General features: G+C 64.0%; 23 protein-coding genes. 20 read left to right on the forward strand and 3 right to left on the reverse strand.

What is annotated here, in order from left to right; translation table 11 throughout:
* Positions 1 to 51: 51 nt before the first annotated feature.
* Positions 52 to 789 (reverse strand): S1 family peptidase, encoded by a 738-nt coding sequence (locus tag K9B37_RS08895; RefSeq protein WP_224312727.1) that lies wholly within the window; start codon positions 787 to 789, stop codon positions 52 to 54.
* 21 nt (positions 790 to 810) lie between these two features.
* Between K9B37_RS08895 and K9B37_RS08900 the strand changes: the two genes are divergently transcribed.
* The 6 genes from K9B37_RS08900 (at position 811) to K9B37_RS08925 (ending at position 3,326) form a co-directional block, all read left to right on the forward strand.
* Entirely contained in the window at positions 811 to 1,371 is a 561-nt protein-coding gene (locus K9B37_RS08900) for a head-tail connector protein (RefSeq protein ID WP_224312728.1), read from the forward strand.
* 214 nt (positions 1,372 to 1,585) lie between these two features.
* The gene (locus tag K9B37_RS08905) at positions 1,586 to 1,921 is read left to right on the forward strand and encodes a phage head closure protein (protein ID WP_224312729.1); all 336 of its coding nucleotides are present in this window, start codon (positions 1,586 to 1,588) and stop codon (positions 1,919 to 1,921) included.
* Complete coding sequence (locus K9B37_RS08910; protein WP_224312730.1) at positions 1,918 to 2,328, forward strand: DUF3168 domain-containing protein; 411 nt, start codon at positions 1,918 to 1,920, stop codon at positions 2,326 to 2,328. Before K9B37_RS08905 ends, K9B37_RS08910 begins: the two co-directional genes overlap by 4 nt.
* A gap of 31 nt (positions 2,329 to 2,359) precedes the next feature.
* Positions 2,360 to 2,770: a phage major tail protein, TP901-1 family gene (locus tag K9B37_RS08915; RefSeq protein WP_224312731.1), complete on the forward strand. Its 411-nt coding sequence runs from the start codon at positions 2,360 to 2,362 to the stop codon at positions 2,768 to 2,770.
* 11 nt (positions 2,771 to 2,781) lie between these two features.
* A complete protein-coding gene (locus K9B37_RS08920; protein WP_224312732.1) occupies positions 2,782 to 3,129 on the forward strand; it encodes a gene transfer agent family protein in 348 nt (115 codons plus the stop codon).
* Positions 3,126 to 3,326: a phage tail assembly chaperone gene (locus tag K9B37_RS08925; RefSeq protein ID WP_255616499.1), complete on the forward strand. Its 201-nt coding sequence runs from the start codon at positions 3,126 to 3,128 to the stop codon at positions 3,324 to 3,326. Before K9B37_RS08920 ends, K9B37_RS08925 begins: the two co-directional genes overlap by 4 nt.
* A gap of 12 nt (positions 3,327 to 3,338) precedes the next feature.
* Here the strand turns inward: K9B37_RS08925 and K9B37_RS08930 are convergent, their stop codons facing one another.
* Positions 3,339 to 3,608, reverse strand: coding sequence for a hypothetical protein (locus tag K9B37_RS08930; RefSeq protein ID WP_224312734.1), 270 nt, complete (start codon positions 3,606 to 3,608; stop codon positions 3,339 to 3,341).
* 25 nt (positions 3,609 to 3,633) lie between these two features.
* Between K9B37_RS08930 and K9B37_RS08935 the strand changes: the two genes are divergently transcribed.
* Positions 3,634 to 4,308 carry a phage tail tape measure protein gene (locus K9B37_RS08935; protein WP_224312735.1) on the forward strand — a complete coding sequence of 225 codons (675 nt, stop codon included), beginning with the start codon at positions 3,634 to 3,636 and terminating at the stop codon, positions 4,306 to 4,308.
* 6 nt (positions 4,309 to 4,314) lie between these two features.
* Here K9B37_RS08935 and K9B37_RS08940 read toward each other — a convergent pair whose 3' ends face one another.
* The gene (locus K9B37_RS08940; RefSeq protein WP_224312736.1) at positions 4,315 to 4,557 is read right to left on the reverse strand and encodes an HP1242/YdcH family protein; all 243 of its coding nucleotides are present in this window, start codon (positions 4,555 to 4,557) and stop codon (positions 4,315 to 4,317) included.
* Positions 4,558 to 4,640: 83 nt separating this feature from the next.
* On the opposite strand from K9B37_RS08940, the gene K9B37_RS08945 reads away from it, so the two are divergent.
* The 13 genes from K9B37_RS08945 (at position 4,641) to ccmE (ending at position 18,788) form a co-directional block, all read left to right on the forward strand.
* A complete protein-coding gene (locus tag K9B37_RS08945; protein ID WP_224312737.1) occupies positions 4,641 to 5,279 on the forward strand; it encodes a DUF2460 domain-containing protein in 639 nt (212 codons plus the stop codon).
* A gap of 198 nt (positions 5,280 to 5,477) precedes the next feature.
* Positions 5,478 to 6,368 (forward strand): phage/gene transfer agent baseplate hub protein, encoded by an 891-nt coding sequence (locus K9B37_RS08950; protein ID WP_224312738.1) that lies wholly within the window; start codon positions 5,478 to 5,480, stop codon positions 6,366 to 6,368.
* 183 nt (positions 6,369 to 6,551) lie between these two features.
* Positions 6,552 to 6,974 (forward strand): NlpC/P60 family protein, encoded by a 423-nt coding sequence (locus K9B37_RS08955; RefSeq protein ID WP_224312739.1) that lies wholly within the window; start codon positions 6,552 to 6,554, stop codon positions 6,972 to 6,974.
* 18 nt (positions 6,975 to 6,992) lie between these two features.
* A complete protein-coding gene (locus K9B37_RS08960; protein ID WP_224312740.1) occupies positions 6,993 to 10,865 on the forward strand; it encodes a baseplate multidomain protein megatron in 3,873 nt (1,290 codons plus the stop codon).
* 173 nt (positions 10,866 to 11,038) lie between these two features.
* Entirely contained in the window at positions 11,039 to 12,184 is a 1,146-nt protein-coding gene (locus tag K9B37_RS08965; protein ID WP_224312741.1) for a GGDEF domain-containing protein, read from the forward strand.
* Positions 12,185 to 12,286: 102 nt separating this feature from the next.
* On the forward strand, positions 12,287 to 13,822 hold the full coding sequence (locus K9B37_RS08970) for a DUF2793 domain-containing protein (protein WP_224312742.1): 1,536 nt from the start codon (positions 12,287 to 12,289) through the stop codon (positions 13,820 to 13,822).
* A 1-nt stretch (position 13,823) separates the two neighbouring features.
* Positions 13,824 to 14,384 (forward strand): glycoside hydrolase family 108 protein, encoded by a 561-nt coding sequence (locus K9B37_RS08975; protein WP_224312743.1) that lies wholly within the window; start codon positions 13,824 to 13,826, stop codon positions 14,382 to 14,384.
* Between the two features lie 5 nt (positions 14,385 to 14,389).
* Positions 14,390 to 14,599 (forward strand): hypothetical protein, encoded by a 210-nt coding sequence (locus K9B37_RS08980; RefSeq protein WP_224312744.1) that lies wholly within the window; start codon positions 14,390 to 14,392, stop codon positions 14,597 to 14,599.
* 64 nt (positions 14,600 to 14,663) lie between these two features.
* Complete coding sequence (locus tag K9B37_RS08985; RefSeq protein WP_224312745.1) at positions 14,664 to 15,044, forward strand: PepSY domain-containing protein; 381 nt, start codon at positions 14,664 to 14,666, stop codon at positions 15,042 to 15,044.
* Positions 15,045 to 15,058: 14 nt separating this feature from the next.
* Positions 15,059 to 15,730, forward strand: coding sequence for a response regulator transcription factor (locus K9B37_RS08990; RefSeq protein WP_224312746.1), 672 nt, complete (start codon positions 15,059 to 15,061; stop codon positions 15,728 to 15,730).
* Between the two features lie 59 nt (positions 15,731 to 15,789).
* Complete coding sequence (locus tag K9B37_RS08995; protein ID WP_224312831.1) at positions 15,790 to 17,127, forward strand: sensor histidine kinase; 1,338 nt, start codon at positions 15,790 to 15,792, stop codon at positions 17,125 to 17,127.
* Between the two features lie 72 nt (positions 17,128 to 17,199).
* Complete coding sequence (gene ccmI / locus K9B37_RS09000; RefSeq protein WP_224312747.1) at positions 17,200 to 18,312, forward strand: c-type cytochrome biogenesis protein CcmI; 1,113 nt, start codon at positions 17,200 to 17,202, stop codon at positions 18,310 to 18,312.
* Positions 18,309 to 18,788 carry a cytochrome c maturation protein CcmE gene (ccmE, locus tag K9B37_RS09005; RefSeq protein ID WP_224312748.1) on the forward strand — a complete coding sequence of 160 codons (480 nt, stop codon included), beginning with the start codon at positions 18,309 to 18,311 and terminating at the stop codon, positions 18,786 to 18,788. Before ccmI ends, ccmE begins: the two co-directional genes overlap by 4 nt.
* The last annotated feature ends 2 nt before the right edge of the window (positions 18,789 to 18,790 follow it).

The raw sequence follows: 18,790 nt of genomic DNA on the forward strand, positions 1-18,790 counted from the left end.
AAGACGGTTACGAAAGAGTTCGCAAGCTTGAGAAGATGACCCCGTGGACGCCTAATCGTTCCATCGAGCCGTACGATTCCACTTGGCGAGAGTCCGATCGATCCAGCTCCTCTGCGGCCCGACAAGGGCTCCTTGCGTGATATCACCACAGCCCTTGCCCTTCGTGGCAGAGGACCAGCTCGTAATTGCCACGACCATGCCATCGACGGCCATGGGGCCGCCGGAATCGCCCTGGCAAGCGCCCATCTGGCCCTTGCCTTGCGACCATAAAAGAATGCTGCTCGGGCCATAGGGCTCCACCACGGCGAGATCGGCAGTCCGGAAGGTGCCGGTCGTCTTCGCTTCGCCTTCGCGGGCAAGGCCATATCCACCCACCATCACCGGGGCTCCGGCGCGCGGTTGCGCGCTGCCGAGAGCCGCGGGAGAGAAACGGGCAGGCAGCTTTTCGCGAAAATGCACCAGCGCAAGATCGATCGAGCGCTTCCGTGCCTCGATTGCCTTCGGCTCATAGCCCGGATGTACGGCCTTGTCCGATGGGACGATCAGGACCGGCTCGCCGGTTTCGTCGCGAAAATGCACGCGGTGCTCAGCCGCACCCGTGACGCAGTGAGCGGCGGTCAGCACGACGTCGGGGGCGAGGACGACCGCGCTGCAGACCCCGCTGTTGGAGCTCAGCACCATCACGCTCGCGTGGGCGAGGGGACCCTGGTCCTCTGTTCCACCGACGATGGCCCGCGCGCCAGTCACGGAGGCCGCGAGAGCGAGGAGCGAAAAGATGACACGTTTCATGACATGAAAGATTCCCATTCGATGTTTCCGATACCTGTCGAAGGCCCGGCCGTCGAGCCGGTGACGCTGCCGGAGATGAAAACCTATCTGCGCGTCGATGACGACGCGGAGGACGATCTTCTCAGCGGGCTGATCAAGGCGGCACGCCTGATGGTGGAGGCGAGTGCACGGCGCATTCTCGTGGCGCAGCGCTGGCGGCTTCTGCTGCATCGCTGGCCGAAGGGCGGAATCGTGCTGCTGCCCCTTGGGCCGCTGATCGCCGTGGAGAGCGTTCAGATCTATGACGCCTCGAGCCTTGCGACTGAGCTTTCACCGGACGCTTATGAAAGCGATGCGGCAAGCGATCCGCCCCGCATCCTCTTTCACCGCATGCCCGAGCCCGGAAAGGCGCGGAACGGCATCGCCATCGACCTGCGGGCCGGATATGGCGACACGCCCGAGGCGGTGCCCGCCACCTTGCGGCTCGCCGTGAAGATCCTCGTCGCACGCTGGTACGAGAACCGTGGCGATGTCGCCGGTCCGCAGGCCTTGCCGCCGGAGGCTCTTGCCCTCGTCGCTCCGTTCCAGCGGGCGAGAATCTGAATTCCGTATTTCGTCACGCTACCATGCACTGTCATTCCGGGGCCGCGTAGCGGAGCCCAGAACCCATAACCGCTGACCAGACGGCAAAGGAACGCAGCGGGTGCCATAGCTCCTTGTTATGAGCTGCTGGTGTTTATGGGTTCCGGGCCTAGCTCTTCGAGCTGTCCCGGAATGACAGTGGTGAACCCATCACAACTTTTCCCTCTGCCGTTCCATGAAAACCAAACCCATTCCCATCGGCGCGCGCTCGCGCCGCTTCGTGCTCGAACTGCCTCTTGAGCGGCCGGATGGCTTCGGCGGCGTGATCCGCTCCTACGCTCCGGGACCGCAGCTCTGGGGTGCCATCGAGATGCTCGCGGGCACGGAGCGCGTCCGCGCCGACCGGCCCGAACAGGCCCTGACCCACCGCATCACCCTGCGCTACCGCGATGGCGTGACCGGCGCCATGCGCCTCACCTCCGGCCTGCGCCGCTTCGCGATCCGCGCCGCCGCGGATCCGGACGGCAGGCGCCGGGACCTGGTATGCCTCGTCGAGGAGGTCTCTCCATGACGAGCCCGGTGCTTGCGCTGCGCCGCGCCATTCTCGATCGCGCGGAGGAGGATGCCGAACTCATCTCTCTCATGGGTGGCACCTTGCGTCTTCACGACGAGTCGCCGCGCGCTGCAACGCCCGTCTATGCGGTTTTCGGCGATGTGACGGCACAGGACTGGTCGACCGATACGGATCGTGGCCACGAACAGAATCTCAGCATCGTGGTCTGGGGCGAAAAGGGCAGCGTTCGCGACGCACTCACTGTCGCGGAGCGCTTCTCCGACATTCTCGACGACACGTCGCTTGCCCTCGACGGCCACCGGCTGATCAACCTGCGCGTGACGGAATTTGCGTCCGCAAGGGATAAGGACAGCCAGCTCTCCCGCGTCACCCTGCGCCTTCGGGCGGTGACGGAAGTGTTCTGATCCAAGAACTATCCATACGAAAGGATTTTCCATGCCTGCTCAGAAAGGCAAGGACCTGCTCATCAAGATATCCGATGGCGCGTCGGGCTTCGTCACGGTGGCGGGGCTGCGCACGCGCCAGATCGCGTTCAATGCCGAAACGGTCGACGTGACGAACGCGGAATCCGCCGGCCGCTGGCGCGAACTGCTCGCCGGCGTCGGCGTGCGCCGAGCGGGCGTCACCGGCTCCGGCGTGTTCAAGGACGAGGCCTCGGATGGGCGCATGCGCCAGATCTTCTTCGACGGAGACATTCTCACGTACCAGATCATCATTCCGGATTTCGGCCACATCGAAGGCCCCTTCCAGATCACGAGCCTCGAATATCGCGGCGATCATGCCGGGGAAGTGACGTTCGACATGGCCTTCGAGTCGGCCGGTGCGCTGACATTCGTGGCATTGTGACGGAGACCGACATGGTGAACAGACGACGGGGCGAAGTGGCCCTGGAACTCGGCGGTCGGCGCTACACGCTCTGCCTGACGCTTGGCGCGCTTGCGGAACTCGAAGACGCATTCGGCGTGCAGGACTTGAGCGCGCTTGCCGAGCGCTTCGGCAGCGGTCGCCTCTCAAGCCGTGATCTTCTGACGATCCTCGCCGTGTCCCTGCGGGGCGGCGGTCACGACATTGACGACACGGGCGTAGCCCATCTGCCGCTCCACGAAGGCATCGCACCGGTGGCCTCCGCCATCGCGGATCTGCTTCTCGTGACGTTCGGCGGCGAGGCGCCGTCTCCAAACCCTCTGCCGCCGCAGGGAGCTTGAGCGAGCCGCAACCCTTCCCGTGGAGAGAGATGATGGGCCTCGGTCTCGGTTTCCTGCGGTGGAGTCCGGCGGACTTTTGGCGTGCGACGCCGCGTGAGGTGTTGGCGGCGTTCGCGGCGCTGACGGATCAATCGCCGCCGCCGGTTCTCAAGGGAGATCTGATGGGGATGATCGAGCGTTTCCCGGATGCGCTCTGATCATCTCGACGCTCAAACGCTTCCCGTTCGCCTCTTCAGATGCGGAAACTGGTCCGTCGTCCCGAGATATTTGATGCCCCTCAGCTCGATGCAGCCGATGTAAAGGCGCTGCCAGCGCACGAAGACGAGACTGCTTGGCGCGGAAGCAGTGGCTTTCTCGGCCTCATAATCGCACTCGCTCTGGATGCGCTCCCACTCCGCTTGGGAGAGGCGAGCCGTGTCGAAGACGAGCGATGGCGCCTCTTGTACGCAGCCCGCCATCGCAAGGATCGATAGAAGCACGACTTTTTTTGAAAGGAAGGCAGCCTTGGCCGATCCCATCGATTCCCGAAATGCCCAGAAATCCGAGATTCTCAAAGATAAGGATCGCGAGCTCCAAACCCTCATCGGCCTCTCCGACAAATTCGGTGAATCCCTCACCAAGGCTTTTGCGAAGAATGTTGCAGAAGGCAAGAAATTCGACGGCGTTCTGAAATCGCTGCGCCAGTCTCTTGTGGAAACAGGGTTACGGTTGGCGCTTGCGCCCCTCCAGCTCGCGTTGAGCCAGACCGCCAAGTCGATCACGACGGGTGGTGTCGGTGGTGCGGCGCCCCTCGATCTCGGAGGGATGCTTGGAGGTCTCTTCAAGGGGATCGGTTCCCTCTTCGGCTCCGGCGCGGATGCGCCTGCGCCCTTCGCCAAAGGAGGCGTCTTCTCGCGCGGGATGGTGATGCCCTTCGCGCAGGGAGGCGTGATCGGTGCGCCATCCTACTTTCCTTTAGGGCGTGGCCTCGGCGTCATGGGTGAAAAAGGTCCGGAGGCGGTCATGCCTCTGGCGCGCGGGCCAGATGGACGCCTCGGTGTCCGTACGGGCGGCGGCGCAAGGCCTCTGTCGGTGACGGTGAATGTCTCGACGCCGGATGCGGAGAGTTTTCGCCGCTCCGAAGCGCAGGTCTCGGCGGCGCTGGCCCGTGCGGTCGCGCGGGGCCAGCGCGGACTATAATATTGCTTAAGCCTTGTCGTCGGCGAGCATGGCGGCGATTTCGTCCTTCAGGCGGACGCGGCGGCGCTTCATTTCCTCCTCCACGTCCTCCGTCGTGGGCTCCACGCGGCTTTCCACACGCTGGATGGTGCGACTGAGCTCCTCGTATTCGTCGTAGAGCCTGGCGAAATGATTGTTGCTCGTCTTCAGCTGATGAATCCGTTCGGCCTTGCCGGGGAAATCGTCCGCGAGGTTGGGAGCATTCGACATCGGGCATCGTTCCTTGTGCGGTGAAGCTTCGCCACGTCAACGCCTCCTCGGGCATTCCGTTTCATCAGAATGAGGCTTCCCTCATGGCTTCCGACTTCCACGAAGTGCGCTTTCCCCTCGATATCGGTCTCGGTCGCCGGGGAGGTCCGGTGCGGCGCACCGATATCGTCACGCTCGCCTCCGGGCGCGAGCATCGCAACAGTCGTTGGGCCCAGTCGCGGCGGCGCTACGATGCAGGCCTTGGCGTGCGGAGCATCGATGCGCTTCATGCCGTCATCGCGTTCTTCGAGGAGCGGCGCGGACGGCTCATCGGCTTCCGCTTTCGCGATCGGGCCGACTGGCGCTCCGGTCCGCCATCGAAGGAGCCGACGCCGCTCGACCAGCGCATCGGCACCGGCGACGGCGCCGCGCGCCAGTTCCAGCTCGTCAAAACCTATGGTTCGACCCATGCACCTTATCAGCGCACCATCGCCAAGCCGGACGGCGCCACCGTGCGCCTTGCCCTCGACGGGACGGAGCAGGAGGCCGGTCCGGCATTTTCCTGCAATCCGACCACTGGGCTCATCACATTTGCGACGCCGCCCGCACCGGGCGTAGCGGTCACGGCCGGTTTTTCCTTCGATGTGCCGGTCCGCTTCGATTCGGACGAGCTCGACATCGATCTCTCAGCCTTCGAGGCGGGCGCCATTCCCCAGATCCCGCTGATCGAGATCGTGCCGTAACTCATCGTCATGCCGGGGCCGCGCGAGCGGAGCCCGGAACCCATAGCCGCCGAGGTTCGCGGATAAGGTGCAGCGTTAGCCGTTGCTTCTTATCCTGTACCGTTGGCGATTATGGGTTCCGGGCCCAGCCCATAGGGCTGTCCCGGAATGACGGTGGTGGCGCTCTGGAACGAATGATTCAATTCCGAAAGCACTCTTATGCGTACCATTCCTCCCGGCCTTGCCGCCCACCTGGCGGAAGGAGCGACGACGCTCTGCCATTGCTGGAAGCTCATCCGTAAAGACGGGCTGGTCTTCGGCTTCACCGATCACGATCAGGACCTCGCGTTCGGCGGCACGGACTTCGCTGCCCGCTCCGGGCTCGAAGCTGCGGAAGCATCCTCGGAGCTCGGCTTCGCGGTCGGCGGAGGAGAGGTGTCCGGCGCGCTCGTGTCGGCAGGCCTCACGGAGGACGACATCGCATCCGGTCGCTATGACGATGCCGGCGTCGAGACATGGCTCGTCAACTGGAGCAACGTGGAGGAGAGAATCCTGCTCGATATCGGTTCCATCGGCGAGATTCGTCGCATGGACGGCGCCTTCGTGGCGGAGGTGAGGGGCCTGATGCACCGCCTCGACGAAGAGCGCGGGCGTCTCTTCACGGCGACCTGTTCCGCCGATCTCGGCGACGCCCGATGCGGTGTGAACCTCTCGTCGTCCACCTATTCCGACACCGGCGCCGTCACACGCACGGACGGCGCGCTCGCCATTGCCGCGTCCGGAATCGGTTTTGCCGACGGCTGGTGCACGGGTGGCCGTCTCACATGGCTCACCGGCGCCAATGTCGGCCTGTCGGTCGAGGTGAAGGTCCATCGCGCGGTCGGCGGCACCGACGAGTTCGATCTTTGGCAGCGTGCGCCGCAGACGATCACTGTCGGCGATACGTTCCGCGTCACGGCAGGCTGCGACAAGGTTCATGCGACCTGTCGCGACAAGTTCAAGAACGCAGTCAATTTCCGCGGTTTTCCGCACATGCCGGGCAACGACTTCATCATCCGCATGCCCCGCCAGGGTGAGCCTGGCCTCGACGGCGGCAGCTTCTTTCGCTGATCCTCCGTCATTCCGGGGCGCCGCAGGCGAACCCGGAACCCATAGCCACAGCATGGCGAGATGAAGCACAACGATTGCCGTTGCTCTTCATGCTGAGCTGTTAGCAGCGATGGGTTCCGGGCCTGGTCCTTTGGACCATCCCGGAATGACGGGGAAATATCCTGTTTCTCTGTGAGGCCCACCATGCCGTCTCCCGCACTCATCGTCTGCGCTGCCCGCGCATGGATCGGCACGCCCTATCGGCATCAGGCGTCCCTGAAGGGCATCGGCTGCGATTGTCTCGGTCTGTTGCGCGGCGTGTGGCGCGAGGTGATGGGCGAGGAGCCGGAATTGCCGCCGCCTTACGCACCTGATTGGGCGGAGGCCGGCGGCGAACGGCTGCTTGCCGCGGCGCGGCGGCATCTCGTCGAAGCATCGGATCTCTCCGTCACCGCCGGCGACGTGCTGCTCTTCCGTTGGCGTGAAAACCTGCCTGCAAAGCACTGCGCCGTCGCCACGTCCGCCGACACGATGGTGCATGCCCATGACGGCGCGGCGGTGGCAGAGGTCGCGTTCCGCCCTTGGTGGCGACGCCATCTCGCGCATGTGTTCCGTTTTCCTGCCTGACGCTCGTGAAGGATCACCATGGCCACACTCGTTCTTCAAACCGTCGGCTCCGCTGTCGGAGGCATGATCGCAGGTCCCTTGGGAGCACTCGCCGGGCGCGCGCTCGGCGGGCTCGCGGGTGCCGCCATCGACAACGCATTGCTCGGTGGGGCGTCCGATGGAGGCAAGGTCGTCGAGGGGCCGCGCCTGAAGGAGATCGACGGACTCACGTCGACGGAAGGCGCACCGATCCCCCGGGTCTACGGACGCGCGCGCATCGGTGGCCAACTGATCTGGGCGACGCGGCTGGAGGAGGTCGCGAACACGGGGACGGAGCGCTCCGGCGCGCAAGGCGGCAAGAGCCTCGGCGGGAAGGGTGCGCAGACGAAGACCGTGACCTATTCATATTTCGCGAATCTCGCGGTTGGCCTGTGTGAAGGGCCCATTGGATTCATTCGCCGCGTCTGGGCCGATGGACGCGAGATCGATCTCAACGCGATCGTCATGCGCATTCATAAGGGATACGAAACGCAAGCGGCGGACCCGCTCATCGTCGCGAAGGAAGGAGCGGCCAATGCGCCTGCCTATCGCGGTCTCGCCTATGTGGTGTTCGAACGTCTGCCGCTCGCGGATTACGGCAACCGCGTGCCGCAATTCTCGTTCGAGGTGATCCGTCCCGTCGGCGGGCTCAACCGCATGGTGCGCGCAGTCTGCCTGATCCCCGGGGCCACGGAATTCGGCTACGACGACCGCCTGGTGATGAAGGTGCTGGGCTTAGGCGCGACCGAGCCGGAAAACCGTCATCAGCTCCAGCGCGCCACGGACATGAACGCTTCGCTCGATGCGTTGCAATCGCTCTGTCCGAACCTGGAGCGTGTGTCGCTCGTAGTCTCCTGGTTCGGCGACGATCTGCGCGCCGGCTCCTGCACCATCGCACCGCGCGTCGATGTCGTCTCCAAGCAGACGGACGGTGCAGCCTGGTCCGTGGCCGGTCTCACCCGCGTCGACGCTAAGCCCGTGTCGCAGGTGAACGGCGCGCCGGCCTATGGCGGAACGCCGTCCGATGAAACGGTGGTGCGTCTCATCCGAGAGCTGAAGGCGCGTGGTCTCGAAGTCGTGCTCTATCCCTTCGTCATGATGGATGTGCCGATCGGCAACGCCTTGCCGGATCCCTACGGTGGAACCGGACAGGCTGCCTATCCATGGCGCGGACGCATCACCTGCCATCCGGCACCGGGTCAGTCCGGCTCGCCGGACGGAACGGTAGCTGCAGGAACGCAGGTAACCCAATGGTTCGATCGCAGCTGGGGTTTCCGCCGTCTCGTGCAGCATTATGCCGATCTCGCGGAGGAGGCGGGGGGCGTCGACGGTTTCATCCTCGGCAGTGAGCTCGTTGGGCTCACGCGGGTACGATCCTCGCCCGGCGTTTATCCGGCGGCCGACAAGCTCAAGTCCCTGGCACGGGACGTCCGTTCGATCCTGCGGGCGGGGACGAAGATCGTCTACGCGGCCGATTGGACCGAATACGGCGCGCATGTTCTCGATGGTGGCGATGAGGTTCGCTTTCCTCTCGACGCCTTGTTTGCAGACAATGCCATCGATGCGATCGGGATCGACTATTATCCGCCCATCTCCGATTGGCGCGACGGTCCCGATCACGCGGATCTCGCGACTGCCCGCAGTGCCTACGACCCGACCTATCTGCGGACACGGCTCGGCGGCGGCGAGGCCTTCGAATGGTACTATAAGAACGCAACGGACCGGCTCGCGCAGAAGCGCACGCCGATCACCGATGGCGCCTATGACAAGCCCTGGATCTATCGCGCAAAGGATCTGGTGTCGTGGTGGTCCAATCCGCATGTGGAGCGCGTCGGCGGCGTGGAAACGCGCACTACGGCCTGGCGCGCCAAATCGAAGCCGATCTGGCTCACCGAGATCGGCATCCCGGCTGTCGACAAGGGACCAAATGGCCCCAATGTCTTTCCTGACCCGAAATCCTCCGAGTCCGCCTATCCGCCCTTTTCCCGCGGCACGCGCGACGATCTTTCCCAGGCGCGCGGATTGGAAGCGATCCTCTCGCGCTTCGATCCCGCGTTGGAGGGTTTCTCATCCGCCTTCAATCCCATGTCGCCGATCTATGACGGGCGTATGGTCGAGCCGGCACATATGTTCATCTGGGCCTGGGATGCGCGGCCCTTTCCGGCTTTTCCGGATTTCACGTCCGTCTGGGCCGATGGCGGCAATTGGGAGACCGGGCACTGGATCACCGGCCGCGTCGAAGGTGCGACGCTCGACCGGCTTATCGTCACGATCCTTAAGGATTTCGGCATCGCGGCGCCGACATCGCTTCCCATCGACGGATTTGTCGATGGCTATGTGATCGATCGCCCTATGTCCGCTCGCGGAGCGCTTGAGCCGCTGATGCGCCTTTTCGGAGTCGACGTCGTGGCGAGCGGCGGCGGCATGACGTGGCGTGGACGCGGTGGCCGGGCTGTTCTGACGCTCGATGCGGGCGATCTGATCCTCGACGACAAGACTCCGTCTCTCAAATTGACGCGTGCCCAGGAAACCGATCTGCCGCAGCAGGTGGAGATCGGCTACACGGACGGCGAGGGGGATTATCGCCGTGCTGCAGTGGCTTCGCGGCGCTTGTCGGGGGCAAGCCGGCGCGAGGCGCGGGCCGACAGCGCCGTCGTAACGAGGCGCGGTGAAGTGCAGAGATTGGCCGATGCCTGGCTGCAGGATTTTTGGGCCGGACGGGAGAGCGCGGAGTTCGAGCTGTCGCCCCGCCGCATTGATGTCGAGCCTGGCGATGTCGTATCGGTCCCGACGGATAGCGGCATGAAGCTGCACCGCGTCGTGCGCATCGCCGACGGCCCGACACGCCGGATCACGACGCGCGCCGTGGAGCCGGCCGTTTTTGAGACGCCAGGCGCTTCCATCCCCAAGCTTCCGCGAAGGCCTCCAATCGTTCCGGGAAAACCCCTTGTCGTGACGCTCGACTTGCCCGTCAGCACCACGGATCCGACGCCGCTGCAATACATGGCGATCGCCGCATCGCCATGGCCTGGCGCGATGACGATATGGCGCTCCTATGACGGCGCCAGCTTCACGCCGCTTCAATTCGCTGACCTGCCTGCCGTGATTGGCACGACGCTCGCCAAACTCGAGCCAGGTCCGATCTGGCGCTGGGATCCCGCGACCTCCCTCGAGGTTGAGATCTCGTCTGGAAGTCTGAGCTCCATCTCGGATGACGAAGCACTCGCCGGCGGCAATCTGTTTGCGGTGAAGGGACCGGACGGCCGCTGGGAAATTCTTTCCGCGGCGCGTGCCGAGATGACCGGCGAGCGCCGGTTCCGGTTGTCCCGCCTGCTGCGCGGCCTCGCCGGCACGGAAGCCGAAGCGCGGCGTCCCGTGCCGGCCGGTGCTCTCGTCGTTCGCCTCGACGAGGCGCTCGTGCCGCTCACGAGCGATCCGGGCGATTTGGGGCGGATCGCGATTTATCGCGTCGGTCCGGCGGGGCGGGATCATGCCGATCCGTCGGTCGCCTCGTTGACGGCAACTCCCGTGACCGAGGCGCTCAAGCCACTCAGCCCCGTTCATGTCAGTGCGCGCCGCGAGGAGGGAGGAATCCGACTCGCTTGGTTGCGACGCACGCGCCGAGACGGCGATGCCTGGGAGCCTGTCGACGTACCTCTCGGCGAGGCGACGGAACATTATGAGATCGATATCCTATCGGGAGAATTGATCCTGCGAACGCTTTCGAGCATCACGCCAGATGTTCTGTATGCACAGGAGATCGAGGACTTCGGTGCAGCTCAGATGTTTTTGAATCTGCGCGTCGTGCAACTAAGCGCCGTCGTTGGACGCGGCTTTACACGAGAGTTCGTCGTGCGGGTTGAGTCATCCTGAAGTTCGATGTGCTGAGATGCACAGCATATCTATGCATATTTGCTAAGGTGACGATGCAATCACTGGTCAAACATGTGACGTTGGTGGTACTCAATACGAGAAAAGCCAAGGTCGAAAACGCGAGAAGTAACGACTGAATTTCGGAAATGTAATAACGTGAGATAGAGCGCTTCATGAAGCTCGATCTTCCTACCTTGAGTGCGGTCTTCAGTCAGATCACGGCGGTGCTCGGTGCGCTGCTGATGTTCTCCTGGGCTCTCAACCGAAAGGTCCAGGCTCTCGCCTGGTGGAGCATTGCGTTCTTTCTCGTTCTTGCAGCAATCGGCGTCGTCAGTCTTGGACACGGCATGCCTTCCGCGCCGGAGCGGCTGATTGCGAACGTCGCCCTCACTCTCGCCTACGGCATGCTTTACGGGGGCTGCCGTGTCTTCAACGGACGAAAGGCGAAACTACCTGTTGTCTTCGCCGGCGCGGGGCTCTGGTGCGTTGCCTTCTGGCTGATTCCGGACGACATCAATGTACGGCTGGCCCTCATCTCGGCGATCTGCACCGTCTATGCAGCTTTTTCTGCATGGGAGTTGTGGCGTCATGCCCGCCAGCGTCTCGCATCTCAGATGATTGCCGTTGTCCTGATGATCAGTCTCGTAATCTTCAACGTGATGAGAGGCTCCATCGGCTTCAGCCTCGCGCATGCGCTCTGGCTCACGGGCTATGCCGAGCGCTGGTCGAGCTCGATGGCGATGGCCGTGGCGACATTCATGCCGACACTGGCCTTCGTGTTCCTCTCCATGGCGAAGGAGCAGATCGAGTACGAGCACAGACAGGCGGCTCTGGTGGATCATTTGACCGGGATTCCGAACCGGCGGGCCTTTCTCGAAAATGCTGCGGCACTTCTGTCGAAGCAGGACAATCCCGTCAGCTGCCTCCTGTTCGATCTCGACAATTTCAAATCCATTAATGACCGCTTTGGTCATGAGGTGGGCGATCACGTTCTTGTGATCTTCGGCAGCGTTCTGTCCGATCATCTGCCACAGGGCGTCTTCGGCCGCCTGGGCGGCGAAGAGTTCGCCGCCATGGTGACGATGGAAGCACCGGGCGCTGAGGCGCTCGCTGAGCGGATCCGCCACTCCTTCTTCTCGGTCGGCAAGATCGTTCAGGGTCTGCGGGTCGAGGTCACGGTCAGTGTCGGCTGCGCCACTGGTGCATGCATCCCAGTGCAGCACCTCCTGCGCGAGGCCGATATCGCCCTGTATCGTGCCAAGGCGCAGGGCCGAAACCTCGTGACGTCCTTCAAGACGGCTGTCGCTCAACAGAGCTGACATCTTCGCACAGTGAGCCGCGTCTCGGGCTCGTCCGTCGCAGCCTCGTGCACGCTGCGGCGTCGCATTCCTTTAACCTTCGCCTCAAACGACAGGCCATCCATGTCGACAACGTCACATCTGGCGCTGCCGCTGCTCGCCGCAGCGCAGGCGCAGAAACATGTCACCCACAACGAAGCACTCGCGTCCCTCGACGCACTCGTCCATCTCGCCGTCAAGGAGCGGCACCGCACGACGCCGCCTGCTGCACCGCAGGAGGGCGAGCGCTATCTCGTCGGCGCCGGCGCGGGCGGAAGCTTCCAGAATCGTGAGGGCGAGATTGCGCTGTTCGATCTCGGCGTCTGGCGCTTCTTTACGCCACGCGCCGGTTGGCGGATCTATGTGGAGGCGGAAGACGCCTTCCTCATCCACGACGGCACCGACTGGTACGAGATCGGCCATTATGTCCGCGGCCTCGAAGTGCTTGACCGTCTTGGGATCGGAACGACCGCCGATGATCTCAACCGCTTCGCCGCAAGGCTCAATGCCGCGCTGTTCGATGCGAGAACGGTGGATCAGGGGGGTACGGGAGATCTCCGCCTCGTCCTCAACAAGCCGGAGAGCCGCAGCGTCCTGTCTCTTCTCTTCCAGACGCGCTATGGCGGTCGAGCGGAGGCGGGACTCGTCGGCAATGATGATTTCAGTCTGAGAATCTCGTCGGACGGCGAGAATTGGCGCGATGCTCTGGTGGTGGACAACCGCACGGGAGCCGTCTCCTTTCCGCATGGCGTGATGCCGGCCGGCGCAAATCTGCTGATGAATGCGAGCTTCGCGGTCAATCAGCGCGGTTTTGCCGGAGGGCCTCTTCCGGCAGGCGCTTATGGGTTCGACCGCTGGCGTGGTGGGATGGGCGGAGCCACGCTCTCCCGAGGCTCCGATGGGACGATCTCGCTGACCGGATCTATCGAGCAGATCGTCGATGTCGCCTTGGCCGAACCGCTCTTGGGAGCGCCGCATTTCGGCGGTTGCACCCTTACGCTATCTGTCGAGGATCTATCCCAGCCATGCATGGTGATGATCGGCACGAAGGAAGCGACGCTTCCTGCCGGTCCAGGCCGCTCGTCCGTATCCGTGACGCTCGAATCGTCGGAGACCAGCCATGTCCGGTGCGCCCTGGCGGCTGGTACCGGCGTCACGTTCAAGCGGATCAAACTCGAATCCGGCCCGTATCCGACCCCATGGCAGCGCGAACTGCCGGAGACCGAGGAAGCGCGGTGTCGCCGCTATTACCAGAGGCTCCTGCCGGTCGGAGGAGCACCAGGAATCCTACCGGTCCTGGGACAGCGCAAAAGCACGAACGTCATCGATCTTCCGCTCACGTTTCCCATCGCTATGCGAGCAGCGCCGACGCTCGCGGCCAGTAGCTTCTCGTGGGCGAGCGCCGCTCCCGTCGGCAGCCAGATCGGGTTTCTCGACGGGGGCTCCGGCGGATGGGTGGGCCAGACGGGTGGCGTGACCGCTACTATGGCGGCCGCTCCGACGGCATCGGCCGCGATCCTTCGCTTCCAGGCCGGGGCGGCGTTCAGCGGCACGGCCGGCAGCATCGGAAACCTGTATCTCGGCGCTTCCGCATCGCTCGGCCTGCAGGCGGAGATCTGACATGGCGGCAACTCCTCGTGCGCCCGGCCTCTTCGATGAGGCGGTGGCGCAGATCTTTGCTCTGGAGGGCGGTTTCGTCAGCCATCCCGCCGATCCGGGCGGAGCGACGAATTTCGGCATCACGCAACAAACTTTGGCGCGGGCACGGCAGTGCTCCGTCACGGTGGACGATGTCCGCAGGCTCACCCGCGCGGAAGCCGCCACCATCTACCGGCGTTTCTACTGGGATGCGGTGCGTGGCGATGAGCTCTCTCCAGGGCTCGGTCTTGCGATGTTCGACCTCGCGGTCAATTCCGGCCCGGCCCGCGCGATCCGTATGCTCCAGGGCATTCTCGGCTGTCCGGCCGACGGCCGCGTCGGTCCTCAAACCCTCGAAATGGTCCGCAAGACCGATGTGGCTCAGGCAATTCACCGCCTGACCCAGGTGCGCCTCGCTTTCCTTGCCGTCCTGCCCACCTGGCCGGTCTTCGGACGGGGATGGCGCAAGCGCGTCCTTGCCGTCGAACGCGAAGCCCTGCGGCTCGCGTCGCTTTCATCACCTTCACTTTTCAAGAATGGATAATGCCCATGATCGATACCAAGGTCATTCTCGCCAGCCGCACCGTCTGGTCCAACGTGATCGGGTTGGCAGCCCTGATGTTCAGCATCCTCGGCTTCGACGCCACGAGCCTCGACGCGCAGCCCTTTCTCGAAGCGGTCATGCAGCTGATCGCAGCCTGGAGCTTTATCGCGTCGACGATCTTCCGTATTCTGGCGACCAAGCAGATCCTGAACTAAGTTTCCTGTAGGGCAATCATTCGCTGCTGGATCTTCGAAGGGCTCGACCTGGGGAGGCGGTCCTATGAAAGTGGTCCGATCCAGTATTACATTCAGGAACCGTTCAGTGCCATTGCTGCAGGGTGCGGGCATGCGTCTGGTTTTATCGATCATAGCCCTGTGGGGATTGATGGGGGCGTCGCACGCGCAAAGCGCGACCGCGGCGCTCGAGAACTGTCTTTTGCCCCGCGAGATGCAGGAGGCGGTCGCCTCGAAGAACATCGTGGCTCCGGCCTCCGCCGTGATCACCGCGCGTCGTCAGGTCCCCAATGCCGACGTGGTGCGCGCGAGCCTCTGTCGCAGCAACGATGCCCTCGTCTATGTCATCATGGCCTTGCAAAAGAACGGCCGGATCGTGCAAGTGACGATTGACGGCCCATCGGGCCGCGTCAAATCTGTTCACTAGAGGAAGTTTGCAGCGTGCGCCTTCTCGTTGTCGAGGACGATCAGACACTTCACCAGCAGATCGTGACGGCTCTGGAACATGCCGGCTATGCCGTCGACTCCGCCTATGACGGGGAGGAGGGGCAGTTCCTGGGCGAGACCGAGCCCTATGACGCTGCCATCCTCGACCTCGGCCTGCCGAAGGTCGACGGGGTATCGGTCCTGAATGCCTGGCGGCGCGAGGGGCGCAAGATGCCTGTCATCATCCTGACGGCCCGCGACCGCTGGAGCGACAAGGTCCAGGGGTTCGATGCCGGGGCGGACGACTACGTCACCAAGCCCTTCCATATCGAAGAGCTTCTGGCCCGCGTCCGCGCGCTCCTGCGCCGAGCGACGGGACATGCGACCAGCGAGATCACCTGCGGGCCGGTCAAACTCGATACGCGCTCGGGCCGCGTGGCCGTCGACGGCAATCCGATCCGGCTCACCTCGCATGAATACAGGCTTCTGTCGTACTTGATGCACCATACCGGCCGCATCGTCTCCCGGGGCGAGCTGACCGAGCATCTCTACGATCAGGATTTCGACCGCGATTCCAACACGATCGAAGTCTTCATCGGCCGTCTTCGCAAGAAGCTCGGCGTCGACATCATCCAGACCGTGCGCGGACTCGGCTATCTCCTCGATACCGGCCAGACGAAAACGTGACCGCGAAGCCGTCGCTCCTTGAGCGGCTGGCGAGCCGCTCCATCGCCGTCCGCCTTGCGATGTCGGCGGTGTTCTGGAGCTTCGCGATCCTCCTGATTTCCGGCGTCATCCTCTCGACCCTTTACCGGGACAACACCGAGCGGGCCTTCGACCAACGCCTGCTCGTCTATGCCAATACGCTCGCCTCGAACCTTGTCGCGCCCGGCGATCCGGACCGTGATCTCGGCCCGGTGGGCGATCCACGCTTCGAGCTGCCTCTGTCCGGATGGTATTGGCAGGTCGGGCGGCCCGATGCGCCCCCGCGCGACATCCGCTCGTCCAAGTCCCTGTTCGGAGGACAGCTGCCGGCGCTGTCTCCGCCGGGCGAGGATACTTTCGGCCAGATCCGGCGCGGCTACGGCAAGGCTCCCGACGAGCGAGAACTGCGTATCGTCGAGCGAGACATCGACCTTGGCGAGGATGGGCGCTTCATCATCCGCGTCGCCGGTCCGGCGGACGAAATCGTGGACGATGTCCGCCGTTTCCTCTTCGCGCTGACCATCACCTTCACGCTGCTCGGGCTTGCGCTCGGGTTCACGACGCTGCTCCAGATCCGGTTCGGACTGAGGCCGCTCGCCAATCTTCGCAATGCGCTGCGGGCCATCCGCCGTGGGGATGCGGAGCGTGTCGTCGGCGAGTATCCGCGGGACATCGCGCCCCTGGCGAACGATCTTAACCTGCTCCTCGACACCAACCGGGAAATCCTCGAGCGCGCACGTACCCAGGTCGGCAATCTCGCCCATGCGCTCAAGACACCCTTGAGCATCGTGGTCAACGAGGCGGAAGGCGCCCCTGGAGACGTGGCGGCGAAGATCCGGGAGCAGGCCGCCATCATGCGCGATCAGGTGAACTATTATCTCGACCGCGCGCGGGCGGCGGCGCTGGCCGGAACTCTCGGCACCCTGACCGACGTCGCGCCGGTGATCGATGCTCTGACCCGGACCTTTACCAAGATCTATCGTGACAAGGATCTGGATATCGAGGTCGCGATTCCCGCAAGCCTGCGTTTCCGGGGTGAGCGGCAGGATCTCGAGGAAATGGCCGGCAACCTCATCGACAACGCGGCCAAGTGGGCAGCAGGCCGAATCGCCGTGTCTGTGGAGATCGTGCCGGGAGGAGACGAACGGTCGCGTTTCCGCCTGTTCATCGACGACGATGGGCCCGGTCTTCCGGAGGAGGCCCGGTCGGAAGTGCTCAAGCGCGGCCGGCGCCTCGACGAGACCAAGCCCGGCTCTGGGCTCGGCCTTTCCATCGTCAGCGATCTTGCCGCCCTCTATCGCGGAACGCTCCGGCTCGACGCTTCGCCCCTGGGAGGCCTGCGCGCTATCCTGGAGCTGCCGGGCGGTGATCGAAATTGACAGTGGACAGCATTAGCGCGTGACACCGTGCCACCGTCGTGCTTGAGCAATGCCCGCGTTAAGTAGGCACTCATGATGATCTGGGTCATTCTCATGATGATGACGGCTTTGGCCGTGATGGCGGTGCTGTGGCCGCTTTCGCGAGCCGTGGCCGTGGCTGGCCAGACCGATCCCAATACCCAGTTCTACCGCGACCAGATCGCCGAGATCGACCGCGACCGTGAGCGCGGCACGCTCCTGCCGGAGGAGGCCGAGGCCGCCAAGGCGGAAGCGGCCCGAAGGCTTCTGCGTGCCAGCGGCCTGAAGGAGGGCGAGGCCTTCGCCGTGGGCGAACCGGCTCTGCGCCGTCGCCGGGCCGTCTCGACGCTTGCCCTGTCGGTCCTTCCTATCGTCGCGCTCGCGATCTACGGAGCCTATGGATCACCGCATCTCTTGAGCGAGCCGCCGGGCGCTCAGCTGCGCCAGGGGGCCGGCAATGGGGCGGGCAATCTCGACCTCGGCACGGCCGTTGCCCAGATCGAAGCCCATCTCGCCAAGCAGCCACAGGATGGTCGCGGCTGGGACGTGGTGGCACCCGTCTATCTGCGGATGGGCCGCACGGAAGATGCGGTCAAGGCATACGAATCGGCTCTGCGCTATCTCGGCCGCGATGCGACCCGTCTGGCGAATTACGGTGAGGCTCTCGTGATTTCCCGCGATGGGATGGTTACGGCGGAAGCCCAGGCGGCTTTTCAGGAGGCATTGGCCATCGACAACAGCTCGGCCAAGGCCCGGCTCTATCTCGCCCGCGCCGCCGAGCAGGATGGACAGATGGCGAAGGCAAAGGCGGAATACCAGGCCATTCTTTCGGCTTCGCCACCGGATGCACCGTGGCGGAGCTTCGTCCAGGACCAGATTGCGCGGATTGATGGAAATCAAGGTGGACCCATCCAGGAAGTGGGAGAACGGCCCGATGCCAACGCCATCGCCGGCATGGTCCAGGGTCTGGCGAACCGATTGGATGCGCAGGGCGGCAGCCCGGATGAGTGGGCCCGCCTGATGCGCTCCTATGTAGTTCTGGGACAGCGCGACAAGGCTGTCGCTGCGACGAAGCGTGCCCGCGAGGCGCTCGCGCAGGACGCAGCCGGATTGCGGACCATCGACGCGATGGCGCAGGACCTGAAATTGACAGAATCCAGCCCATGACCCGCAAGATCCGCACCCGAAAGACCCGTCGCCTGACTCTCATCGCTGTCGCCGGCTGTGTGTTGGCGGTTGCGCTCGGCCTCGTGCTCTATGCGATGAACGACACCATCGTGTTCTTCAACTCACCCGCGGATGTGCAGGCCAAGAACGTTGCGCCCGGCACCCGCTTTCGCTTGGGCGGCTTGGTGAAGGAAGGCTCCGTCCGGCGCGGCGACAAACAGCACGTCGAGTTCGAGGTCATGGACGCGCAGAGCTCGATCCACGTCCAGTATCAGGGTCTCTTGCCCGATCTCTTCCGTGAGGGCCAGGGCATCGTCGCGGAGGGGCGGCTCGAAGCATCCGGTCTGTTCCGTGCCGATACGGTGCTGGCCAAGCATGACGAGAACTACATGCCCCGCGAAGTCGCGGATGCGCTCAAGCGGCAGGGGCATTGGCAAGGCGAGACGCACCCGCCACAACAGGCGCAGCAGAACTAGGG

It is taken from the genome of Microvirga puerhi, from assembly GCF_020089865.1.
Taxonomy (GTDB): domain Bacteria; phylum Pseudomonadota; class Alphaproteobacteria; order Rhizobiales; family Beijerinckiaceae; genus Microvirga; species Microvirga puerhi.